The 23,548-nt window shown below is 31.2% G+C and carries 23 protein-coding genes, 2 tRNA genes, 2 pseudogenes and 1 riboswitch; of the genes and pseudogenes, 9 read left to right on the plus strand and 18 right to left on the minus strand.

Annotated elements, in window-relative coordinates; all coding sequences use genetic code 11:
- Positions 1-83: 83 nt before the first annotated feature.
- The gene (locus tag FNL83_RS08735) at positions 84-1,022 is read left to right on the plus strand and encodes a 1,4-dihydroxy-2-naphthoate polyprenyltransferase (protein ID WP_001831680.1); all 939 of its coding nucleotides are present in this window, start codon (positions 84-86) and stop codon (positions 1,020-1,022) included.
- 292 nt (positions 1,023-1,314) lie between these two features.
- On the opposite strand, the gene FNL83_RS08740 is transcribed toward FNL83_RS08735, so the two are convergent.
- Entirely contained in the window at positions 1,315-1,872 is a 558-nt protein-coding gene (locus FNL83_RS08740; RefSeq protein WP_001831688.1) for a GNAT family N-acetyltransferase, read from the minus strand.
- A gap of 230 nt (positions 1,873-2,102) precedes the next feature.
- On the opposite strand from FNL83_RS08740, the gene FNL83_RS08750 reads away from it, so the two are divergent.
- From FNL83_RS08750 to FNL83_RS08760, 3 genes are all read left to right on the plus strand, one after another.
- Positions 2,103-2,318, plus strand: coding sequence for a TM2 domain-containing protein (locus FNL83_RS08750; protein ID WP_001831694.1), 216 nt, complete (start codon positions 2,103-2,105; stop codon positions 2,316-2,318).
- Positions 2,319-2,421: 103 nt separating this feature from the next.
- A complete protein-coding gene (locus FNL83_RS12395; protein ID WP_353616739.1) occupies positions 2,422-2,538 on the plus strand; it encodes an SAR1012 family small protein in 117 nt (38 codons plus the stop codon).
- A 430-nt stretch (positions 2,539-2,968) separates the two neighbouring features.
- Positions 2,969-3,127, plus strand: a complete 159-nt coding sequence (locus FNL83_RS08760; RefSeq protein WP_001829449.1) for a hypothetical protein — start codon at positions 2,969-2,971, stop codon at positions 3,125-3,127.
- Positions 3,128-3,196: 69 nt separating this feature from the next.
- On the opposite strand, the gene FNL83_RS08765 is transcribed toward FNL83_RS08760, so the two are convergent.
- The 7 genes and pseudogenes from FNL83_RS08765 to FNL83_RS08805 all read right to left on the minus strand — a co-directional run bounded on the left by FNL83_RS08765 (position 3,197) and on the right by FNL83_RS08805 (position 6,982).
- On the minus strand, positions 3,197-3,709 hold the full coding sequence (locus FNL83_RS08765) for a LysE/ArgO family amino acid transporter (RefSeq protein ID WP_306532126.1): 513 nt from the start codon (positions 3,707-3,709) through the stop codon (positions 3,197-3,199).
- Between the two features lie 107 nt (positions 3,710-3,816).
- Positions 3,817-4,158: a fatty acid desaturase gene (locus FNL83_RS08770; protein ID WP_002456621.1), complete on the minus strand. Its 342-nt coding sequence runs from the start codon at positions 4,156-4,158 to the stop codon at positions 3,817-3,819.
- Between the two features lie 212 nt (positions 4,159-4,370).
- Positions 4,371-4,607 carry a hypothetical protein gene (locus tag FNL83_RS08775; RefSeq protein WP_001829451.1) on the minus strand — a complete coding sequence of 79 codons (237 nt, stop codon included), beginning with the start codon at positions 4,605-4,607 and terminating at the stop codon, positions 4,371-4,373.
- A gap of 201 nt (positions 4,608-4,808) precedes the next feature.
- A pseudogene (gene mobV / locus FNL83_RS12400) lies at positions 4,809-5,369 on the minus strand (MobV family relaxase).
- Between the two features lie 689 nt (positions 5,370-6,058).
- Positions 6,059-6,147: transfer RNA gene (locus FNL83_RS08795), tRNA-Ser, on the minus strand.
- Between the two features lie 3 nt (positions 6,148-6,150).
- Positions 6,151-6,225, minus strand: a tRNA-Asn gene (locus FNL83_RS08800).
- A gap of 181 nt (positions 6,226-6,406) precedes the next feature.
- The gene (locus FNL83_RS08805) at positions 6,407-6,982 is read right to left on the minus strand and encodes a competence protein ComK (protein WP_001829272.1); all 576 of its coding nucleotides are present in this window, start codon (positions 6,980-6,982) and stop codon (positions 6,407-6,409) included.
- Positions 6,983-7,196: 214 nt separating this feature from the next.
- Here FNL83_RS08805 and FNL83_RS08815 point away from each other — a divergent pair, with 214 nt between their 5' ends.
- Positions 7,197-7,415, plus strand: coding sequence for an IDEAL domain-containing protein (locus FNL83_RS08815; protein ID WP_001829292.1), 219 nt, complete (start codon positions 7,197-7,199; stop codon positions 7,413-7,415).
- Between the two features lie 77 nt (positions 7,416-7,492).
- On the opposite strand, the gene FNL83_RS08820 is transcribed toward FNL83_RS08815, so the two are convergent.
- Positions 7,493-8,479, minus strand: coding sequence for a lipoate--protein ligase (locus FNL83_RS08820; RefSeq protein ID WP_001829269.1), 987 nt, complete (start codon positions 8,477-8,479; stop codon positions 7,493-7,495).
- Between the two features lie 204 nt (positions 8,480-8,683).
- On the opposite strand from FNL83_RS08820, the gene FNL83_RS08825 reads away from it, so the two are divergent.
- Positions 8,684-8,869 (plus strand): YkvS family protein, encoded by a 186-nt coding sequence (locus tag FNL83_RS08825; protein ID WP_001829339.1) that lies wholly within the window; start codon positions 8,684-8,686, stop codon positions 8,867-8,869.
- Positions 8,870-8,874: 5 nt separating this feature from the next.
- Positions 8,875-9,478 (plus strand): annotated as a pseudogene (locus tag FNL83_RS08830) (CPBP family glutamic-type intramembrane protease).
- Between the two features lie 102 nt (positions 9,479-9,580).
- On the opposite strand, the gene FNL83_RS08835 reads toward FNL83_RS08830, so the two are convergent.
- The 7 genes from FNL83_RS08835 to FNL83_RS08865 all read right to left on the minus strand — a co-directional run bounded on the left by FNL83_RS08835 (position 9,581) and on the right by FNL83_RS08865 (position 18,969).
- Positions 9,581-11,086, minus strand: a complete 1,506-nt coding sequence (locus tag FNL83_RS08835) for a bifunctional metallophosphatase/5'-nucleotidase (RefSeq protein ID WP_001829277.1) — start codon at positions 11,084-11,086, stop codon at positions 9,581-9,583.
- A 138-nt stretch (positions 11,087-11,224) separates the two neighbouring features.
- Positions 11,225-12,583, minus strand: coding sequence for a TrkH family potassium uptake protein (locus FNL83_RS08840; RefSeq protein WP_001829321.1), 1,359 nt, complete (start codon positions 12,581-12,583; stop codon positions 11,225-11,227).
- Between the two features lie 17 nt (positions 12,584-12,600).
- Positions 12,601-14,358: a S1C family serine protease gene (locus tag FNL83_RS08845; protein WP_001829335.1), complete on the minus strand. Its 1,758-nt coding sequence runs from the start codon at positions 14,356-14,358 to the stop codon at positions 12,601-12,603.
- A gap of 210 nt (positions 14,359-14,568) precedes the next feature.
- Complete coding sequence (locus FNL83_RS08850) at positions 14,569-15,375, minus strand: TerC family protein (RefSeq protein ID WP_001829314.1); 807 nt, start codon at positions 15,373-15,375, stop codon at positions 14,569-14,571.
- 71 nt (positions 15,376-15,446) lie between these two features.
- Positions 15,447-15,570, minus strand: a riboswitch (yybP-ykoY riboswitch).
- A 113-nt stretch (positions 15,571-15,683) separates the two neighbouring features.
- On the minus strand, positions 15,684-17,246 hold the full coding sequence (locus FNL83_RS08855) for a peptide chain release factor 3 (protein ID WP_001829318.1): 1,563 nt from the start codon (positions 17,244-17,246) through the stop codon (positions 15,684-15,686).
- Between the two features lie 3 nt (positions 17,247-17,249).
- Positions 17,250-17,495, minus strand: a complete 246-nt coding sequence (locus FNL83_RS08860; protein WP_002439147.1) for a YueH family protein — start codon at positions 17,493-17,495, stop codon at positions 17,250-17,252.
- Positions 17,485-18,969 (minus strand): UDP-N-acetylmuramoyl-L-alanyl-D-glutamate--L-lysine ligase, encoded by a 1,485-nt coding sequence (locus tag FNL83_RS08865; RefSeq protein WP_001829323.1) that lies wholly within the window; start codon positions 18,967-18,969, stop codon positions 17,485-17,487. Before FNL83_RS08865 ends, FNL83_RS08860 begins: the two co-directional genes overlap by 11 nt.
- Before the next feature lie 520 nt (positions 18,970-19,489).
- On the opposite strand from FNL83_RS08865, the gene FNL83_RS08870 reads away from it, so the two are divergent.
- A complete protein-coding gene (locus FNL83_RS08870; RefSeq protein ID WP_001829298.1) occupies positions 19,490-20,665 on the plus strand; it encodes a diglucosyl diacylglycerol synthase in 1,176 nt (391 codons plus the stop codon).
- Positions 20,643-21,836: a lipoteichoic acid biosynthesis MFS flippase LtaA gene (gene ltaA, locus FNL83_RS08875; RefSeq protein WP_002494345.1), complete on the plus strand. Its 1,194-nt coding sequence runs from the start codon at positions 20,643-20,645 to the stop codon at positions 21,834-21,836. Before FNL83_RS08870 ends, ltaA begins: the two co-directional genes overlap by 23 nt.
- Positions 21,837-22,099: 263 nt before the next feature.
- Here the strand turns inward: ltaA and FNL83_RS08880 are convergent, their stop codons facing one another.
- Both FNL83_RS08880 and FNL83_RS08885 read right to left on the minus strand, forming a co-directional pair.
- On the minus strand, positions 22,100-22,609 hold the full coding sequence (locus tag FNL83_RS08880) for a YjcG family protein (protein ID WP_001829296.1): 510 nt from the start codon (positions 22,607-22,609) through the stop codon (positions 22,100-22,102).
- 152 nt (positions 22,610-22,761) lie between these two features.
- Positions 22,762-23,517 carry an esterase family protein gene (locus FNL83_RS08885; protein WP_001832657.1) on the minus strand — a complete coding sequence of 252 codons (756 nt, stop codon included), beginning with the start codon at positions 23,515-23,517 and terminating at the stop codon, positions 22,762-22,764.
- Positions 23,518-23,548 lie beyond the last annotated feature (31 nt).

The following is a 23,548-nucleotide window of genomic DNA, read 5'->3' on the forward strand; positions in this document are numbered from 1 at the left end:
ATTTTTCACGTTGATTGACCTTTACTGGTGTTTCATTTAAAATGTTGATGATAAATCTATATAAATAAGAGGTTGTGCATATCATGTCAGATCAATATCAACAATATTCCACTGTTAAGAAGTACTGGCAATTGATGAGACCTCATACTTTAACAGCCGCTGTTGTCCCTGTACTCGTTGGTACTGCAGCAGCTAAAATATATTTACTCGGTAGCGAAGACCATCTGAAATTCAGTCTTTTCTTAGCTATGTTGCTTGCATGTTTGTTAATTCAAGCTGCAACAAACATGTTTAATGAATACTATGACTTTAAAAAAGGTCTTGATGATCATACCTCTGTGGGTATTGGTGGCGCTATTGTACGTAATGGTATGAGTCCTAAACAAGTAATGAATTTAGCAATTGCTTTTTACATCATTGCAGCACTTTTAGGTATCTTTTTAGCAATACAAAGCTCATTCTGGATTATTCCAGTAGGCATAGTTTGTATGGCAATTGGCTATCTATATACCGGTGGCCCTATTCCAATTTCATGGACACCTTTTGGTGAACTATTTTCAGGATTATTTATGGGTATGATTATCATACTACTTTCATTTTTCATACAAACCGGTAATGTTCAAGGATATGCCGTATGGTTAAGTATTCCAATAGTCATCACAATTGGTTTAATCAATATGGGTAACAATATTCGTGACCGTGTTAAAGACAAGGCTAGCGGTAGAAAAACTTTGCCTATACTTTTAGGTAAACGTGCTTCAGTTATTTTTATGGCAATAATGTATGCCATCGCATACATCATTGTCATCATTACAGCCTTTTTTAAACCTGCGGGATCACTATTTTACTTGTTAGTTTTATTATCATTCCCAATGCCTATTAAAGCAGTGAGACGTTTTAATAAAAATGATACACCTGAAACAATGATGCCTGCGATGGCTGCGACAGGTAAAACGAATACATTCTTTGGTTTATTGTATGCATTAGGAATCTATATTAGTGCACTTTTAGGTGCAATCTAAACTTTCACACGAATGAGTCTGGGACAATAATAATGCCCCAGGCTTTTTTATTGCAAAGACAGACAACAATTAAATTTAAAAACATACTTCTATCAAGTTATTTCAACAATTGTCTAAACCCAGAATTTCAAACAAAAATTCTACAGACAAGGCAAGTTGGGGTTCAGAGTATGTTTAGACAACGCGCTTATAACTTATGCCCCACTGAAACCATTTATAAAAATTCAATCTGTAAACAAAATTAATGTTTATTCATTTATATACATCACACACCTTTCATTATGATGTGATGTTACTTATTATTCAATGTCATATGAAAATATTGATGGCCATATAAACGAATTGTCGCATCCTCTTTAAACCCTAATTTGTGATATAGGTGGCGTGCTTTATTATTATCATAATCACAATTCAATCCCCATTTTTCATGTGCATGAGTGGAAATTACATACTTTAAAAGTTGTGTTGCAATACCTTGTCCTCGATATTTTGGAGTCGTTACTACTGCTTCTATATATATTTCATCATCGTATGATTCTTTTTCAGGTAATGGTGTACCTAACTGAAGGATATCTTCTTCAAGTGGTAACTTAAGCCATTGTTGTTCAAAATCCATTTCCTCTTTCCCAGGATACGCAATTACACATCCAGCAACAACCCCGTCTTTCTCATATACCCAAATATGCTCATAAAACGACCGATATCTCACATTCACAATACTTAATTCTATCGCTTCAATAATACGATCTTTAGTTATTTCCTTGGTAATATCTAATTCCATATCTCTCCAAATAAGGTAACATAACTCTGCAATCTGTCGATTATCACTCGTTTTCGCTTTTCTAATCACATTTGACTCCCCTTTTAGATATTGATAGCTAAAGTTTATACTCAATTTCTAAATAAAAAATAAATACGACATAATGTTGACATCTTAAAATTAAACAATCACTATAAATTGAAACCTTCACTTTATATCATAACATCTTCTTTAATACTTTTACTTTGATAAACTAAATAATTATCTGTAAAAATAAAGATAAGACTAAAAACTAAAATAACCATACGGAGGTAGACATAATGAAAGTTAACAAAACAATTTATATTATAGTTGCATTGATTTTAGGTGGTCTGGGCGTGCATAAATTTTATGCCGACCAAGTTGGACAAGGTATTCTACATCTCGTCTTTTTCTGGACTGGCATTCCAAGTGTTGTCGCAATCATTCATGCTATCATTGTTATTTTTACTAAAAAAGCAGATGAATACGGCTACATAACTTTTGATAAAAAATAACATCTAAAAATATTTCTTCATATTTTCCAAAATAACAAATTTTACTTTTAGCTCCTACAAAAACTGGGTATAAAATATCAAACAAAATATAAGGGGAGTTAACATGCAGAATATTATTAAGAGAGTTATTAGAATTTTAGTTTCCGGTTATATTGTCAAAATGATACGAAACCTTATTTTCAAAAATTCTAACGATAGCAATAAAAACAATCACAAATAGAAATATAAAAAACGGAATTGATTAGCAATTCCGTTTTTTATATTGTCCGTTGCCAAAAATATTCTTTTTGTATTGTTATGCACACGCCAATTGCTCAACTTATCGAACTACATCTTTGGTACGTTTCTCTTATTTTCTTCATTCTTAATTTACTAAAATATTAAATATTGATTTAAACTTTTATTATTAACTTTAGTATTCAATATTAGTTTAGGATTATCAAAATTACTTTTTAGGTCTAAACGACCATCTATTTCCAAAAGAGATTTATAGTTATATAGTTTATGACTTTCTCAGTTTTTTCGACAGTACTAGCTAGTTTTTAAAAAACTTACTCTCCCCATTTTTTTCTAGTTTATTTATTAAAACAGATTTCCTTTTGCTCATAATATTTTCATCAAGATTTAAATCTTGATGAAAATATCGCAGTGTGGAGAAACCTTCAGTATTATCGTTAATACTTTTACGTGGTGATAATAATAAACATACACATTTGTTTGTAGAATTTGAGGAGTTCGACAGAGCAAATGAAGAAAAACACGCAAAAGTTGAATATCATAGTTCTAAAAATAAAACAGATACATTATAACACGTAAAGCACTGCCCTATTTTGAACAGTGCTTTACGTGTTATGTACATCCATCAGTTTGCCTTCGCTCTAACTTAAAATTCCAACAATATTTTTTAATATAATTAATCCTACAATAATAACAATAACGCTAGAAACTTTATTTAAAATAACGATATACTTACCACTTTTATCAATTTTTCCTGTAATTCTTCCTAAAATAGCTAAAAAGACAAACCAAATCCAAGATACAGAAATTGTAGCCAATGAAAAAACAACTTTGTCATAACCATCATAAACTGAAGCACTCGTTCCGATAACACCAACAGTATCCATTATTGCATGAGGATTTAATAAAGAAACAGATAAAGCAAATAAAATCTGCTTTTTAGCTGAAATAGGTTCTATTTCTTCGATATTTGAAGGCTTTTCCGTCCATAAAGACCATGCCATATACATCAAAAACAAAAACCCGATGATGTAAATAAAAAGTTGTAAAGTTGGCATAGATATTAGTATTAAAGATACTCCTAAAATAGCTATTACAATTAAAAAAGTATCACACAGTCCAGCTGTTATAATTACAGGTAATGCTTTACTAATTTTTTTTGGTTAGCTCCTTGATTAAATACAAACACATTTTGAGCCCCTAAAGGTAAAATTAAACCTAAAGCTAATAATAGTCCATGTATCAAAGGTTGCAACATATTCTAACTCTCTTTCCTTTCATAGTTCGGTGTAAAAATATCTTTAACTACACTATAAAAGCCAGGCAATGTAGTTTTAAAAAATCCAGTACAATGATGAGCATTTCGATATGCTGTATAACTAGTAAATACTGGAAATGCAACAAATAAACAAGTTATCCATTTATTCCAAAACTTATTTGTAAATAAAGATCGATGACAAGCTTCATGCATTAAATTATCAAATGCTCTCATTCTACTACCAATTAATATAATAGCTACAAGATAGATCAAAATGTTATTAAAAGTTACAGAAATTAAAATACTACTAAAAATAACAAACCAATCAAATAATAACGCAATCACGTTATTATAAATGTTCTTTTTTATTTATCGTAATATTAACAAAATTCAGAATTTTAATCAACTATATGTGCATGTTATAAATGCATACCTCTATCCGTTTTTGATTCTTTTGTTCTTGTATTTGTTCTAGCTCTGAATAGAATTCTGGGTTCATTTGTTTATCTAAGTGTACTGCTGACCCATTTAGTTATGATTCATCTTCTGTTAACTTATTAACTCTTTCCGCAAATGTGTTTCTTCATTAGCTCTTTTAGTAAAATTTTTAAAAGCTTTAAAGCTATTTCTACATTCTCTTTAAATGGCTTTGCCATTTCGTAAAGTCGATTGAAATTATCGTATGTATTTTCAATACGCCCAACTGCTTTATTTAATAAATCATCTTTCTCTCGTATTTCCTTCTCTTTATCTTCTAAGGCGCTAACAGATTTTATACATTCGTAATCCTCCATAATTCTTTGTGCTATTTTTATTACTCTTGAAACTGATTAAATTCATCTTTGTTTATAACAACATTAGCAGTCTCTTGTAATTCTTTATCAAACAAACCGCCTACTTTTTCTGTTTCAACCTTATATAGAACGTTTAAAGGCTTTCTAAGCGTTTCTAGTGATTTTAGGTATGTTATTGTATCAATTCTTCGTTATTTTGTTTTATATGGGCTGAATTTTATACCTACGTTCATATTCTTTCTTATGATATTCTGTTTTTTGTTTATAACTATTAACTTGATCGTGTTGTCTATTTGTTAATTCTCTTGAAGTTCCTTGTTCTAATTCATAACCACGTTCATTTACATACTCATTAAATTTATCTTGAAAGCTTGCTAATGCTTTTTTATTACCTACAACATCTTTAGCACTTAATCGTCCATCTTCTGTAATTGGTACAATTTCAAAGTGCACGTGAGGCGTTTGTCCATATGAAGCTTTGCGTATAACAAATTATCTTTCCCGTATTCTTGTTCTAAAAATTCTTTAGCCTGTTCAAAAAAATTTTGTATTTACTGGTGTCTGATTACTAAAAAATTCATTATCTGATGTAATCATTCCGTCTATATGTTTTACTGCGTCTTTTCTAATTTTTCTTTTGCCTGTATAGTTCCGCTCAATTTTTTCATCAATCAAATCATTAAAATTTTGTTTTCCGTCATTTATCAAATCATAATTTAGATGTTTTTTTGAATGGTCTATATCTTCATTTTCATAATTAATATTTTCTCTTTGAACATGATTTTTGAATACCTATTGTGTTTGTTCCAGTTTTTAATTTTTCTACTCTGATAATCGAATAAGACATATTAAAATCACTCCTCTACATAAAGGTTTTGCGTGTATTTTATAATTAAAGTCTAACAGACAAGACTTATTTTCAATAAGTCATTAATACATATGCTCTGCCGAGAGCAAAAAATATCGCTTATAATGGATTTAAACCATTATAAGCGTCATTACAGAAAAGACTAGGTCATGCAAATATTGAAATTACTTGGCGTGTTTATAGTCATTTATTAAAAGTATTAAAAAGTGAAGAAGTTGCAATGCCGGATAATATAATATATTTTTAAGTGCTCAACGAACCAGACAACTTGTCTTTAATTTAATCAATATTGACTACGCATTAATCAAAATAATTAAAACAGACTTTTACAGATTTTCAACAAAATAAAAAAGAACGCTGATATATCAAGGTTCTAGCGTAATTTAGTTAATCAGAATTAAACTGATTTTTATTAATGAACGGAAACGTAATTTAATATTGCGGGTGGCGTTTTTATCAATTTAACAATATAGAGGAACGTTTAGTTTAACTTACGAGGTTTAACGATAGATAACAAGATATAACAAAACCCCGTCAAATCAACGTTTTGTTTTACGGGATTTAACGAGGTATAAACAAATAACGGAAACGGAGGGATTCGAACCCTCGCGCCGCTCTCGCGACCTACACCCTTAGCAGGGGCGCCTCTTCAGCCAACTTGAGTACGTTTCCATATGGCTCCGCAGGTAGGATTCGAACCTACGACCGATCGGTTAACAGCCGATAGCTCTACCACTGAGCTACTGCGGATAAATAATAATTAATCTGTCTCTATCAAGCACAAGTATTATTATATCAATCTTGTTGAATTTTTCAAGAGTTATATTAAAAAAATATACGGAACATTTACACTTATTTAATATTAACGTCCCGCATATTTTAAATTGAAACACTGTCATCAATTTTTAAAATCAATAGTTTGGGAAAAAAGCTAATTTTCTTCAAAAAGGGAGTAGCGTGAGAGCGCCTCGAAAATATTTAGAGAAGACTGATTATAGTCAATGGGTTGTTCAGGGTTGTTAGATTTCATTCGTGATTGCTTATCTACCATGTAATAATAGATGATTGCATTCGTATATTGATGCCACAAGCTATGAAATGATACATTGAGCGTTAACGAATCACCATTCGCAAAAATTATTTTACTCTTACGATTTTTAAGTTCTTTAACATTTTCAATATAATGCATATTAATCCATATATTTTCTTCTTGACGGTCTGAGTGAGTTGGAAAAAAGTAAGTAGGAAAAAGAGGCGTAAGTAAAATAGGTGGTTTACTAGAGATTCCAGTAATACGATTCGTTTCTGCTTTTTTACTAATATAATTATTACCATAAAATTTACATGATCTTTCGATAATTCTCTGTACTTTAAATGGACTTTCTTTGCGAGTTTGATCAAATCTGATAATTTCAGTACCATTTGTTTGCTGATATTCATCATATTTAGGTCGTATTACCATATCACCTTTTCGTATAACATAAATCGTTTCGGGTAAATGTGTCATTAAAAAACCTCACTTTATTCGATTACTTAGATGGTTATTAAAACTAAAAAACTATAACCTAATAATATTTTATCCAAGCTTAAAATAAATTCAAGTTCCACTTTTATTTTCTTTTTACACATATTTCTTTTAAAATGTCAGAATATTCATTGATTTCAAAATTTAAAATCAGTATAATACATGTATATTAAATAATTGAAAGGTCGTGGTCTTTATGAATCACAATACTGAGGTCAAGTACACTACATTAGAAGATTTTGTAATGACAGTGAACGATTTAGGCGTTGAACTCGTCATTGAAGAAGCACTCAGAAATGCAAGAAAAGCTAAACTTAAACTCTTAATTGACGAAGCGCTCATCAATAAAAACGAGAACGATTTTATTCAATATACTAACGAATTTAAACAATTGGAGGCATTTTTAAGTGAATAAATTAGACTCGAGTCACTCATCATAAAAGGTCTATTCCCTACTTTAAAATAAGTTGAGAATAGACCTTTTTATCATACTTAGGACATCAATCTTATAATTTCATACTTATCTATATCCCCAAAGTAGTGATAGAAATCATAATTTTGAAGTGCCTCTTCTATATGTTCAAAATCATGTAAGCAACCTACTAACGCATGTTCAAGTTCGGTTACATCTCCTTCGCCGAAGAAATCTCCAAATAGTTTTGCCCGTTCAATTCTTCCTTTTTTTACATCTAATTTTATTTGAATAAAACCTTTTTCAAATTTCTCTTCACGCTCAATATTATATTTTGGATTGCTGCCATAGTTCCATTCCCACGTACGATACTTTTCATCACTTAATTGCTTAATATTTTTCCAATCTTCTTCTGTTAATATATATTCTTCAACTTCATTTTCACCAAAAATAGTTTTAAGAATAATTTTTTTGAATTCTTCTATATCTATTGGCTGTTCTAGAAATTCCTCAATATTGGCAACTCTTTTTCTAACAGATTTAACGCCTTTAGATTTAATTTTAGCTGGATTCACTTTTAATGCCTTTTGAACTTCATTTAAATCACAATTCAGCATTAATGTACCATGACTAAACATTCTATTTTTTACTTTAACCATAGCATTTCCAGATATTTTAGCTTGCCCTACTTGTATATCATTCCTTCCAGTCATTTCAGCATTAACTCCCATTGATTGTAAGGCCTGTACAATGGGCATCGTAAACTTTTTAAAATTATGAAAGCTATGGCCATCATCATCTGTGATAAAGCTAAAATTTAAGTTTCCAGTATCATGATAAACAGCCCCACCACCAGAAATACGTCTCACTACATCTATTTGATGTTTATCAATATACGCTTGATTAACTTCTTCAATTGTATTCTGATTCTTTCCAACAATAATTGAAGGTCTGTTAATATAAAATAAAAAATAACTTTCTTCAGAAGGTAAATTTTTAAGAACATACTCTTCCATTGCTAAATTGAGGGAAGGATCATTAATATTATTGTTGCTAATAAATTTCATAACATTCTCTCCTTAAATAAGTCTCTCTATATGCCCTTACCCTAGTTATGAATCATTTATAGAAAAATTTCCACTCTTTTACTCATTTATGAATGACATTTTATAATTTTCTTTTAGTTCACTTCTTTTTCATAGAAATTAGTTTATTTGTCAAGTAAATTTTAGTACAATATAATCTAGCTATGATTTAAGGGAGGACTCGTAATGACTGTTGCAGAAGTAGGTAATATAGTAGAATTTTATGACGGTTTAAGAGGCCGTGTCGAGAAGATTAATGATAACTCTGTTATTGTAGATTTAACTATTATGGATAATTTTAATGAATTAGATTTACCGGAAAAGACAGTTATCAATCATAAGCGATACAAAATCGTTGATCAAGAAGGTTAATTAAAATGAAAAATGTTTCTAAAGCTTTGATTTGGTTTGTTATAAGCTTCATCATCTTTCACGCAATATTATTTGTGATGTGGGGAGAACATCAAGAATACTGGTATTTATATACTGGCATTATGTTAATAGCTGGAATAAGTTATGTTTTTTACCAAAGAGACATTGCATCTAAACGATTATTAACTTCCATAGGCATGGGTATAATAACGAGTGTCGCACTTATTATTATACAATTAATTTTTTCACTTATTTCATCAGAATTATCATACGCATCTTTAATCAAAGAATTATCACGAACGGGTTGTCTACTTTAAATGGCAAATGCTCGTTACTTTATTATTTGTGATACCTTGTCATGAATTATATATGAGAACTGTTTTACAAAAGGAATTAATAAAATATAACTTACCGAAATGGGCTAGCATTTTAATTGTTGCAATATGTTCAAGTTCATTATTTATATACTTAGATAATTGGTGGATTGTATTCTTTATTTTTGTAGCTCAATTCATTCTATCTCTTAGCTATGAATATACGAGACGTATTGCTACGACTACAATTGGTCAAATTGTGGCTATCATTTTATTATTGATATTCCACGGATAAAAAAAGCATTTCTTAGACTCATGAATTTGAGCTAAGAAATGCTTTTTTAAATTAATTAAAGAAAAAGTTACACATACACCGTTATAAATAGTACGAGGAAGATTAATAAACTTTAAAATTATGATTTAATTTCACAGAATACATGTCACATTTTAAATTTTTTCTAATCAATCCACCCATCGTTTCCGAATATGTGTCGTGAACGATAGCTTCTTGTAAATACATTTTGTAGTTTCTATAACAATAATCTGTCATTGTTATTCTATACGAATCTTCTTCATTTAGACCATTTAATTTAACTCTATTAAACGGTGATTGTGACATGTCTATACAATAATCAAACCCTTGCCAAACTGTAAATAACGTTTCATCTATCATTGTCATACTTAATTGTCGCTTATTAAAATCAATATGCGCATAACTGTATTCAAGTATATCTTTGATATTTTTACCTTTGACAGTGATATCTATAGGTTTATCTGGATGAGGGTATGCATCGTATATATCTCTATTTCTTATAGTTCCTTTTAACCCTTCCTCACCATTCTTAGGTATATGCACACAAGAAATATCATAATTATAGGCTAATCTAATTGCATCATGTAATAATTGAGTAAAAGGATGCGGCTTACAAATAATATCTTCAATACATTGAACTGTTAAGCCATTGTTTTTGTTTGAAACTACTGAATTTGCCCAGTGTTTGACTGCCTTACGATCATAATATGTTTCTTTTAATAATTGCTCATCTTCATGGTAATCATTTAAGTCAATAACTTTTGAGTCGATGTGCTCAATCTCATAAGAAGTTGTACGTTTCTTAAATTTAATTGAAAGATGTACTAATTCCTCAGCATTTTGACCTGCTTGAACATATATAGTTCCATGATCTTTTCCAACTACTGTTTGATGTTGATGAGCGGTAATAATTACATCAATAACACCAAGTTCTTCCATAATTTTTTCAGCTTCGTTTGCATTTTTTTCATTTCTTTTATTGGCACTACTAATTTTATTTAACCCACCATGATAAATAACAATAAGGAAGTCTGGTTCTTCAACTTCATGTATGTATCTAATCCAACGTTTAGCTGAAACCAAAGTCTTCTCAATACAGACATCTTCTTCCATTTCTGCGTACTCGTTCTTCATTAATCCATCTGATGTTAAACCTACGATAGCAATTTTCAAATCTGAATACATTTTGATTGTATAAGGCGTAGAAAAATATGGCTCTCTAGTAACAGTATACTCTATATTTGCTGATAGCCAAGGAAACCTTGAGAGTGCAACTGAACGTGTCAAAAAAGATAATCCAAATTTAAATTCATTAGGGCTAATTCCACTAGCATCATACTGCATTGCATTCATCAACTTAATCATAGGATGACGTTTATATGGTGCTACAACGGCGTAATAAAATGCTGCAAGTGATCCCGCCAAACTTCCCCCACTATCTAGTAATATGACATTTTCATTATTTTTTCGAGCTTCATTAACATAAGTACCAGCCCGATAAATGTTTGAGCCATAATCACCATTTAAGAAGTGACTATGCATATCAGAAGTTGCAATCACATCAACTATTTTATTTTCATTTTTTTCCATAGAGCCACTCCTCTCCTTGAATTTAGTGTAACATGTACCATTCATTAAATGTTATAAAACTATTATCGCATTGATATCATTCTAAATAAAAAAACTATTAGCAAAGGTGCACGTATGTCTTTGCTAATAGTGTATTGACTATCCAATTTGTATACGTTCTTTAGGATAGCTATATTTTTCGGGTTCTTTACGTCCAGCTAACATAATAATGAATGAAATAAGTCCTACACGACCTATAAACATTAATATCATTAATACAGCCTTGGTAATGTCGTTGACATCGCTTGTCACACCTAAGCTTAAACCACATGTACCAAACGCAGACATTACTTCAAAGAAAATTTGTAAAAAGGACAACTTGCCTTGTTCAGTGGCAGATATAATAATCATGCTAATAAATGTAATTAATGACGCCATAGTAAATACGGCAAATGATCTTTGTACATCCATAATATGTACTTCTCTGTTGAAAATTTTAATACCTGTTTTGTCACCAGTATTATTAAAATTAATAACAAACAAAATTAAAATAGCAAATGTTGTTGTTCTGATTCCACCTCCTACAGAACTGGGAGATGATCCTATAAACATCAATAATCCCATTACAATATTTGTTGCGTCGCTGAAATGTGACACATCTATCGTTTGCAAACCTGCACTTCTGGTCGTTGATGATTGGAACAATGCATAAAATAATGATTGATGCCAACTCAATCCTTTAAATGCATTGCTATGTTCTAATATTAATACAACAATAACGCCGAATAAAAATAAGAATAAATACGTTGTTGTCGTTATTTTTGTGAATAATGAGAACCTAAAATTAGTTACTCGATTCTTTATATATGCTTTTAACTCCAACAAAACTGGAAAGCCTATAGATCCTAACACAATTAAGAACATTACTATTGTTTGTACAAAATAGTCTTTTGCATAGGGAACTAAAGATTCACCAGTAATATCAAGACCACCGTTAGTCGTAGCAGATACTGACACAAAAATGCCTTGCATTAATGCGTTTTTTAAATCAGGATTATCCCGATAAAAATAGAACGCGAGTAAGAGTGCACCTATAAACTCAATAATAAAAATTGTTCTTACAATTTCTAAAATCAGTTTAACCGTTCCACTCATAGTATCTCTATTATTATCTAACATAATGAGTTGTCGTTCTCTAATTCCAATATGTTTGCCTAAAACAACCCAAAGCATGGTTCCAATAGCCATAACACCTATACCACCGATGTTCAAAATAATAAGTATGATAATTTGACCAAAGGTTGAGTATGTGTCGACTATAGTAATTGGTGATAATCCTGTAACACTAATACCTGATACAGCTACAAAAAGTGTATCAATTGGATTAACCTCAACCCCTTGTTTATGAACATATGGCAAATTTAATAATAAAAATGCAACGACGATGGCAAATAGATAATAGAGTATAATCCCTTGTTGAGGGCTAGATTTTTTAAGCAGCTGACTTAAAACTGACATGATTTTCACCTCAACATTTATTTCAATTTGATTTTAATATTTTTCTCCGCACCATTTCGATAAATTTTAGCAGTAATTGTTTTTTGATCATCATAATGACTATATATGACTTGTCTATATCGTAAGTTATCTTCAATCTTCTTACCATCTAATTCTACTATTACATCACCTTTTTTTAAACCTGCTTTGTCTCCTAAACCATTTTCTTTCACTTCACCGATTAATACACCATGATTCACTTTAGCTGGTAAGTTGATTGCATTACGTTCAGAATCGTCAAGGTCACCAACATTTTTGATTTTGATTTCAGTATTGGGGTAGTTCACTTTACCTTTATGCTCTAATTCTTTCGCAATCTTACGTACATCATTAATAGGTATCGCAAAAGCCATTCCTTCTACATTATGCATATCAATTTTTAAAGAAACTATACCTATGAGTCTACCGTCTCTATCGACCACAGCACCACCTGAATTTCCTGGGTTCACAGGCGCATCAATTTGAAAAGCTTTCATCAAAGCATCATAATTATCATTTTTATCAATGTCCACAGGTACATGACGATTGAGTCCAGACACAATACCTTGAGAAACACTTCCTTTAAAGTCTGTGCCTAGAGGATTGCCTATAACTAAAATAGGTTCAGCCAATTTAATATTATTAGAATCCCCCATAGTCATTGGTTTAATATTTTCGTCAGCAACTTTAGCTTTTACAACTGCTAAATCAGACCATTTATCTTTACCAATTACCTTACCTGTCACAGATTTATCATTACCATATGTTACTTTTTGTTTTTCTTGATCACCGACAACGTGTGCATTAGTAAAAATATAAATAGAGTCGCCCACTTTTTTGTAGACGACACCTGATCCTATCTCATTATCAGATTCATTTTTGTTATCAGACACAGTCGTGTCATTAGACAAATCATTCTCGACAGTTACAACTGACTTAACAGAGTTTTCAGCAATTTTCATCGCTGTTGTTTCATCTTTAGCTGTACCGTTAAATGCACTATCATTTGTATGATCATTTTTATTAACTGTAGTGAATATGGCATTTAATATTAAAAGTAATACTATAATACCGATAATAATTAACATTTTAGGCCAGTGTTCTTTAAAGAAAGCTACCACCAATTGTTTAAATTCATTAACTTTTTTTATATTTTCGGCTCTGTTACGTTGTTTGTCTTCTTTTTTAAGAAATTGCGCTTGTTGAGTATTATCGTTGTCTTTATCTTTTGGTTGTGAATAGCTATGTTTTGAAGAATATGGTTGTGTACTTCTTGAATCTTGCTCAGTATGATTAGAATTTACGCCTAGCATAGATTCCTTTGAAGTCAATTTAGTATGTTGTTTACTTTCGTTTCCAGAATCATCATAGTCTTTTATTGACTTATTTTGATGCGGTAAAGTGGAGGTATCACTTGAAACTCGCACATCATGTAGACTTTCTTCTCCAATTTTATTATCGTCGTCTTTAGATTTATTCATTTGATTATTTTGATTTAAAGTTTTTTGTTTATAACTTTTATCATCACGTTGTTGATGTATTTCTTCTTGTGTCAGCTTCTCTATTCTTGCTTTTCTCAAATTATCTTTAACACGTTCCTCATTGACTTTAGTTTGATGTTGTTCTCTTTTAGCTTGATTTTCCTTCTCTATTTTCTCACGTCTTATGCGCTCTTCTCGCTCTACGTTATGAAAGTATTCACGTCTTTTACGTCGATATTGACTGCGTGGTATGACTTGTTTTTTATTGTTATCCACTAGAAGACCACTCCTATAGTTTCTTTAACTCATTCTTTATCTGTAAAATTCAAGTTATTTTAATACTATATATCATCATCATTTTAAATTCGTTTATAATCTAAAGTTTAATATTTTAACTATAAAACTGCAATATTCTAATAAAAATTAAAATAAAAAGAACCTCCACTTAAATTATTATTAAGCAAAGGTTCTAGCATATCAATCAAATTATTTTTGATTACCTTTTTTCTTGTTGCCAATTGCTGAAGTTAACCATCCTATTAAAACTAAGCCAACTAATACTACCCAGAAGATTGTTTGCCATAAAGCACTATGTGGAAATGCTTCTGGTAAAACGCCAATATCAGGATGTGCAAGTACCATTATAATAAGTTTAATACCTACCCAACCTACAATTGCAAACGCAGCACCTTCAAGTCCTGGATATTTATTCAACAATTCTACAAACCAAGTTGCTGCAAATCTCATCAAGATGACACCTATCATTCCACCAAGGAACATAACAATAAATTGGCCTAAGTCCATACCACCAAAATGTATGCCAACTTTTGGTAATGTAACGGCTATGGCTAATGCGGCAAGCATCGAATCAATTGCAAACGCGATATCAGCGAATTCAACTTTAAATACTGTTCCCCAAAAAGATTTAGGGCCTACTTCTTTTTCGTTGCCTGTTTCATCGAAATGATGTTCGTCTCCTGTTTCTTTATGATGTTTTTCATTTGATTGATGGAAAAATTGCCATAAATTTTTAATAGACATATAGATTAAGTAAACAGCACCTGCTGCTTGTATCCACCAGAAGTTTGCAATAATACTTATTAAAAATAAAGCAATAAATCTAAAAATGAATGCACCTAATAGGCCATAAAAAAGTGCTTTTTTACGTTGTTTAGGTGGTAGATGTTTAACCATTACCGCCATTACAATTGCATTATCAGCTGCTAATAATCCTTCTAAAAATACAAGTACTAAAAGTACCCATAAATAAGGTAAAATCAAACTCGGATCCATTGTGGACAACTCCTTTTAGTTTAAATACAAATAAAGAGACCTATGCTAATTTAATAGCAAAGGTCTCACTTAGCAATATTTTTGCCCACTTTACCGGAAGACTTATCTTCGTAATGACGACAAAGTGTTGAATAGTTATTATCAGTTTAAATGCATTCAATAACTATTCTCAAGTTACTCCCCTCTGACAGTTTTGTCATAGGTATTTATTTGTTATTTTCAGTATACATACTATGACACTGCATAGCAATATAAACATTTTTCATATACTATGGTGTGCCCGAATAGTGATATGTTTAAACATTCAATTATAATAAACTATACAGTTTAATATCAGAGAATTTTTCTTCAAACCAACGCGTTGCAAATTCATTTTCAAATAGGAATACATAATTGTCGTATCTATCTTTTACTAAAATTGATCTAGAAGTATTCATATTATCTTTAATATCTTCTTCATTTTCAATCCAACGCGCAATTTTACGTCCAACTGGTTCCATAACCACATCTACATTATATTCATTATTCATGCGGTGTTCAAACACCTCAAATTGTAATTGACCCACAGCACCTAAGATAATTTGATTTGTGTGCAACGTTTTATAATATTGAATTGCACCTTCTTGAACAAGCTGTTCAATCCCTTTATGAAAATGCTTTTGTTTCATTACATTTTTGGCAGAAACCTTCATAAATATTTCTGGAGTAAATTGTGGTAACTCTTGGAAACTATATTTCTGCTTACCACCAACTAAAGTATCGCCTATTTGATAGTTACCTGTATCATACAAACCAATAATATCGCCTGCTACAGCATGATTAACAGTTTCTTTATCATCAGCCATAAATGATGTGGAACGAGTTATTTTTTGTTTTTTATTAGTTCTTTGTAAGGTTACATCCATTCCTCTTTCAAACGCACCACTTACCACGCGCATAAATGCAATTCTGTCACGATGCTTTGGATCCATATTGGCTTGAATTTTAAAGATAAACCCAGAAAAATCTATGTCGAATGGACTAACATCAACCTCTTCTTTAGTTTGTCTCGCATTAGGCATTGGCGCATGATCAACGTATGCATTTAAGAAATTTTGTACGCCGAAGTTTGCTAATGCCGATCCAAAGAAAACAGGTGTTAATTCACCGTTCAGTAACGCTTCATTATCAAATGCTTCACCCGCTTCATCGACAAGCATCATTTCTTCAATTGCTTGTTCAAATGCACTATCATTTTTTATCGCGTGTTCTTCTTTAAGTTCGTAATCTTCGTTTAAATGTAATAAATTTTCTTCATCTCTAAATGGTTCAATCGTTTTAGAGTGTCTATCAATAATACCAAAGAAATTTTGTCCCATACCAACAGGCCAATTCATTGGATAAGTGTCAATATTAAGTGTTTCTTCTATTTCATCAAGTAATTCAAATGGCTCTTTCCCTACTCTATCCAATTTATTGATGAATGTAAAAATAGGGATACCTCGCATTTTACAAACTTTAAATAATTTTAATGTTTGTGGTTCTATACCTTTTGCACAGTCAATAACCATAACTGCACTATCTACTGCCATTAATGTACGATACGTATCCTCTGAAAAATCTTCATGCCCGGGCGTATCTAAAATATTTATCTTATAATCATCATAATCAAATTGCATTACAGAGCTTGTAACTGAGATACCACGTTCTTGTTCTACCTTCATCCAATCACTTGTTGCAAATTTACCCGTCTTTTTCCCTTTAACTGTCCCAGCTTCACGAATCGCTCCACTGAAATACAACAATTTTTCAGTTAAAGTTGTTTTACCAGCATCGGGGTGTGAAATGATGGCAAATGTCTTTCTTGACTCTATTTCTTCTTTTAAATTCATTTATCATTCTCCTTTGGATTCATTTCTAATCAAATCAGTTATATTACTTGCCAATGTATCTGCTTCAACTTCAGTCAACAAATTGAATAATTGCATCACTAATTCCTCATATAGCTGATTTGCATCTAACTCTTTGGATAACTCAATGGACCAAAAAAGTTCTGGAATAGCTAACATGATTAAATCATTAGAATGATAATGATATACGTTTATCATCATTCCATGAAACTGAAGTGATTTAATCCTCAAGAGGTCCACCACCAAATTTTTGATATGCTGCTTTTAAGCCAATTAAGTCATCGCGATGTGGGACTTTAACATGACCAGGCATAATTTGATAAGGCTCTCGACCTTTTGAGGCCAAAACAACTGTATCACCTGGTTCAGCAATATCAATCGCGTGTCTAATACCTTCTGCACGGTCATCAAACTCTATATAATTGTTATGCGTTGCACCTTTAGCTAATTCAGCTGTCAACATTTTAGGATCATCGTTAGCAGGATTATCTGGAGTAAAAATAACATAATCTGCTCGACATGCTACTCTCCCCATCTCAGGTGTTTTCGTTAAATCTCTTTCCCCAGCCATACCTACTAAAAAGATTAGCTTTTGTTTAACAAATGGTTGTACAGCATCAATCAGTTTATTCATACCATCAGCTGTATGTGCATAATCTATAATCAAATCTATAGGAAGTGATGGATCAAGTACTTCTAAGCGCCCCTCTACAGGTTCAAGCTCAGTAACAGCATTAATAATTTCATTTAAATTTGTTCCCTTACTCCAAACCGCAATCATAGCAGCCATAATATTTGAAATGTTAAACCTACCTACATAAGGAGATTTAACTGGAAAACTTCCAAATGGAGTACAAAATTCAAATTCTACACCTTGCAATGATTCTTTAATGTTTTTAGCCATAAATTGTGCTTCGTGAGTAATACCATATGTAAATACTTCATAGGGTGTCACACTTGCTAAATAATCGGAGAAGTCATCATCATTATTTAATACAACATATTTTTCTTTAGACAAATCTTCACCTAACTGGCTAAATAATAACGATTTAGCATGTCCATATGCTTCCATAGTTCCATGAAAGTCTAAATGATCTTGAGTCAAGTTTGAAAAGATAGCAACGTCAAACTCTACGCCTCTAAGTCGACCTAAGGCCAATCCATGACTAGAAACTTCCATCGTCATTGCTTCTGCATTGGCATCAACTGCTTCTTTGATCTTTTTTGTTAATGCTACTGTTTCTGGTGTTGTATTCGCACCTTTTGTTTTTGTTTCATTAACTTGAAATCCATTCGTACCTAGATATGCACTATTTTTATTCAATTTTCTATAAATTAAATGAATCATAGTTGCAATCGATGTCTTACCGTTCGTCCCCGTAACACCATATGTCGTCAGTTGATGACTAGGAAACTCGTATAATTCATGTGCCAATAGACTTGCAACACGTAAAGTATCGGGAACAACGACTTGCGTCACATTACCTTTAAGTTCGAGTTCTCTATTGACAACAACAATACCACAACCTTGATCTACTACATTTTGACAAAACTTATGACTATCTACCGTATATCCTTTAGATGCTACAAATAGACTTCCCTCTTTAGCTGTACGTGAGTCAGTGGTAATATCGTCCACCTGTATATCTAATGTACCAATTACATTTTTTACTCTAATTTTTTTGAACAACGCACTTGCATTCAAAATGTATCGCTCCTTTTTTTACAATAAGTCTATTATACACGTTTTATTATCGTTGATAAATTTATAATTATAAGTCTTATTAATTTATTTTTAATCATAATTGACGTAATATATCCGAATCACGTTCTATTAGATAGTGATAAAATCATTCATTAAAGACTGTTAAGGTAGTGTTAAAATATACTTAAAATTTTGTTGCGCTCACCTTTAAATAATTCATTCCTTATTTAAATAATGCTAAGATATACATGTATTAACATAATATATAGCAAATACTAAGATTTTTTGAAGACAATACTAAAATCGTGCAGAATGTGTTCAAATTTAGTTTCGTTACCTTGCAACCATACTTAATAAATAATGAACACTTTATAAAGCAAATTTACGACAAAGCATGGTATTGTACGCCTTATTTATAGTATTTAAATACAATAAATGGTACACTTCTTTTCCTTTTACAATGCATGAAAATACGTTACAATTATTATAAATTTTAAAAATTAACGGAGGGTGGCTATAAATGGTTACTCAAAATAAAAAGATATTGATTATTACTGGATCATTTGGTAACGGTCATATGCAAGTCACGCAAAGTATTGTCAACCAATTGAATGAGATGAATCTCAATCATTTATCAGTCATTCAACATGATTTGTTTATGGAAGCTCATCCAATTATGACTTCTATATGTAAGAAATGGTATATCAATAGCTTTAAATATTTTAGAAATACATATAAACGATTTTATTATAGTCGCCCTAATGAGCTCGATAAATGTTTTTATAAATATTATGGATTAAATAAACTCATCAACTTACTTATTAAAGAAAAGCCTGATCTCATATTATTAACATTTCCAACACCTGTGATGTCAGTGTTGACCGAACAATTTAATATAAATATCCCTATTGCGACAGTTATGACAGATTATCGCATGCATAAAAATTGGATTACACCATATTCACAAAGATATTATGTAGCAACAAAAGATACTAAAGATGATTTCATTGAAGCTGGTGTTCCTGCTTCATATATTAAAGTGACGGGCATTCCTATTGCTGATAAATTTGAAGAATCTATTGATAAAGAAGAATGGTTATCGCAACAACATTTAGACCCTTCAAAACCTACTATATTAATGTCAGCAGGTGCATTTGGTGTTTCAAAAGGCTTTGACTATATGATTAATAATATTTTAGAAAAAAGTCCAAATTCGCAAGTGGTCATGATTTGTGGACGTAGTAAGGAACTTAAACGTTCATTAAAAGCTAAGTTCAAAGATAATCCAAGTGTAATAATATTAGGATATACAAATCACATGAATGAGTGGATGGCATCAAGCCAACTAATGATTACAAAACCTGGTGGTATCACAATTTCCGAAGGACTTAGTCGTTGTATTCCTATGATTTTTTTAAACCCTGCACCCGGTCAAGAACTTGAAAATGCATATTACTTTGAAAGTAAAGGATTTGGAAAAATAGCAGATACTCCAAATGAGGCAATTGATATTGTTTCTGACTTAACAAATAACGAAGAGACTTTAAAGGTTATGTCATCTAAAATGCTAGAATCAAAGGTAGGATATTCTACTAGAAAGATTTGTAAAGATTTATTAGATTTAATAGGTCACTCATCTCAACCGGATGAAATCTATGGAAAGGTTCCTTTGTATGCAAGATTCTTCGTCAAGTAATTACTCAAGTAACAGAAACTTTGTTATGATGTTGGTAATTCTGTTTCTGATGGAATTTGCAAGAGGTATGTACATACTAAGTTATATAAACTTTTTACCTACAGTGACCTCTATCGCAATAGCAATCACATCATTTGCTTTTTCCATTCACTTTATCGCAGATGCTGCAACAAATTTTGTCATCGGCTTTTTACTTAAAAAATTTGGTTCAAAATTAGTACTTACATCTGGATTCTTACTTGCTTTTATAAGCTTGTTTTTAGTGATATGGTTCCCGGCATCACCATTCATAATTATTTTCAGTGCTATTATGTTAGGAATTGCTGTGAGTCCGATTTGGGTTATCATGTTATCTAGTGTAGATGAAAGAAATCGCGGCAAACAAATGGGTTATGTCTACTTTTCATGGTTGCTAGGTTTATTGGTGGGTATGGTTATCATGAACTTGCTTATTAAATTCCATCCTACTCGTTTTGCATTTTTAATGGCCTTGGTTGTGCTTATTGCCTGGGTACTATACTATTTTGTTAATATCAACTTAACAAATTACAATACTAAACCTGTGAAAGCACAATTAAAGCAAATTGTAGATGTTACACAACGTCATCTTATTCTATTTCCGGGTATCTTGTTACAAGGAGCAGCTATAGCAGCACTTGTACCTATTCTTCCAAAATATGCAACGCAAGTTGTGAAAGTATCAACCGTTGAATATACAGTAGCAATCATTATTGGTGGCATAGGCTGTGCTTTCTCTATGTTATTTTTATCAAAAATCATCGACAATAATAGCAAAGGGTTTATGTATGGAGTTATTTTTAGTGGCTTTATACTATATACAATTCTTATATTCGGGCTATCTACAATTACAAATATATATATAGTTTGGGCCATAGGACTTTTTATTGGGCTAATGTACGGTATCCTCTTACCGGCTTGGAATACCTTTATGGCTGGGCATATTAATCCTAACGAACAGGAAGAAACATGGGGCGTGTTCAACAGTGTTCAAGGCTTCGGTTCAATGATAGGCCCACTAGTCGGAGGTCTAATTACTCAATTTACTAATAATTTAAATAATACCTTTTACTTTTCAGCGATGATTTTTCTTGCACTTGCAGTATTTTACGGATATTACTTTATTAAAACAAACAGAAGGGTTAAACCTTAAAATCTATAAATCGTTTATATAAAGATTAGTTGTATATATTAATGAAACGTCATTCATATGCATTTGAAATATGAATATTCAATATAAAACGTACATTAATCTTTTTGAATGATTAACTATACAATATAATTATGTTTCATATAAAAACGCCAAATCCCACTGAAACACAATAGGATTTGGCGTTTTTAGTTGATTAAGCGCTCTTCACGTATTTAACAATAATGATTCTGTAAATTCAATTTCACTTTACAATTTTGAACTTTTTATCCTAATGTAAAAGTTTCAATAATAGTCCATTTGTCCTCTTCTTCACTATATTGAAGTAACGATAGTTCTTCAATTATTTCTCTATGGTCTACCCCTGCTAATTTTACTTGACCATATATATCTTCAAATTCTTGACTTGTTAGACCTTGGGCAATTGTAAAATGTGGTACAAAAGGATGTTCAGCTGTACCGTAAAAATCTTCTGTATTAAATTGATTAAATAATTGATCTAATGACTCTGTTTTAGCAACTTTGAAGTATATAACATTACTGATTGGAGCGAAATTAGATGCCTTTGTAGCATGTACTTCTACTGGTTTAATACTAGAAATTCGATTTTTCACTTCATTTTTAATTAAATTAAAATCATGATCATCGATTTCAAATTGAGGTTTAATCGTGATATGAGGCATTATTTGAGCATAATGATTGTCATATCGCTTGCGATAAGCATTCACCTCATCTTGAAATGACTTTGACGGAACCAATGCTAATCCTAAAATCATTTAAATTCCTCCTTTGTTTAACTTATTCCTATTATATCAAAACTTTTTGAAAACCGTTACTTTTATCATGAAAACAATTACATTTCTGAAATTAATAGTGTTTCGCATTCAACAACCATTCGCTAACATACTATTTTATTTATCTTACTTTATTAAACATATTTTCCATTTATTGGATCACCTAAAAATTGTAAGAGAATATCTCCTAGCAATGGTTTCCATGATTTCCAATGATGTCCACCGTTAAATTCTTTATAGAAATATTCAATATTATCTTCTTTAATCAGTTGATTTAATTCACGGTTAGGTGTTAAAAAGTTAGCTCTTTTACCATTAGTTGGTAAAATAAAATCTGCTTCTTCTAAACCAATGGCATGCCATATCGTCAATTGACCTTTATTCATACATGTATCAATTTTTTTCTTAATATTTTCATTATACATTGGGCTCAATAACGCAACTCGACTAAAAATAGTTGGGTAAGTCATTGCAGTCATTAAAGCGATACTTCCTGCTAAACTATCTCCAATAAGTAACCTTGTATTACCTACTTTATAAGTTGGAAATGTCGCATCGATATAAGGAAGAATTTCTTTTCCCATTGCTTTAATGGTTAAATTAGAACGACTTCCTGAAGGATGAAATTCTTCCCTACGTTTTTCAACATCTTCGTAATGGAATCCTACTATAATTGCACGTTGTATTGATTGTTCTTCACGTAACTGTTCATATATGCGTTGTATTCTACCAAATCTAAAAAAATCTAAACCATCAAAGCAAAAAATCAACTGATATTTAAATAAGTTTGTATAATCCTCAGGTAAATAAACCGATAATGTTACATCTCTATTTAAAATATCACTATGTATTATTTTTTTATTAATCTTACCTACTTTAAACTCCGACATAAACCGATGCTCCCTTGTAATGTTAATACTA

Origin of the sequence: Staphylococcus epidermidis, assembly GCF_006742205.1 — a bacterium.
Taxonomy (GTDB): Bacteria; Bacillota; Bacilli; order Staphylococcales; family Staphylococcaceae; genus Staphylococcus; species Staphylococcus epidermidis.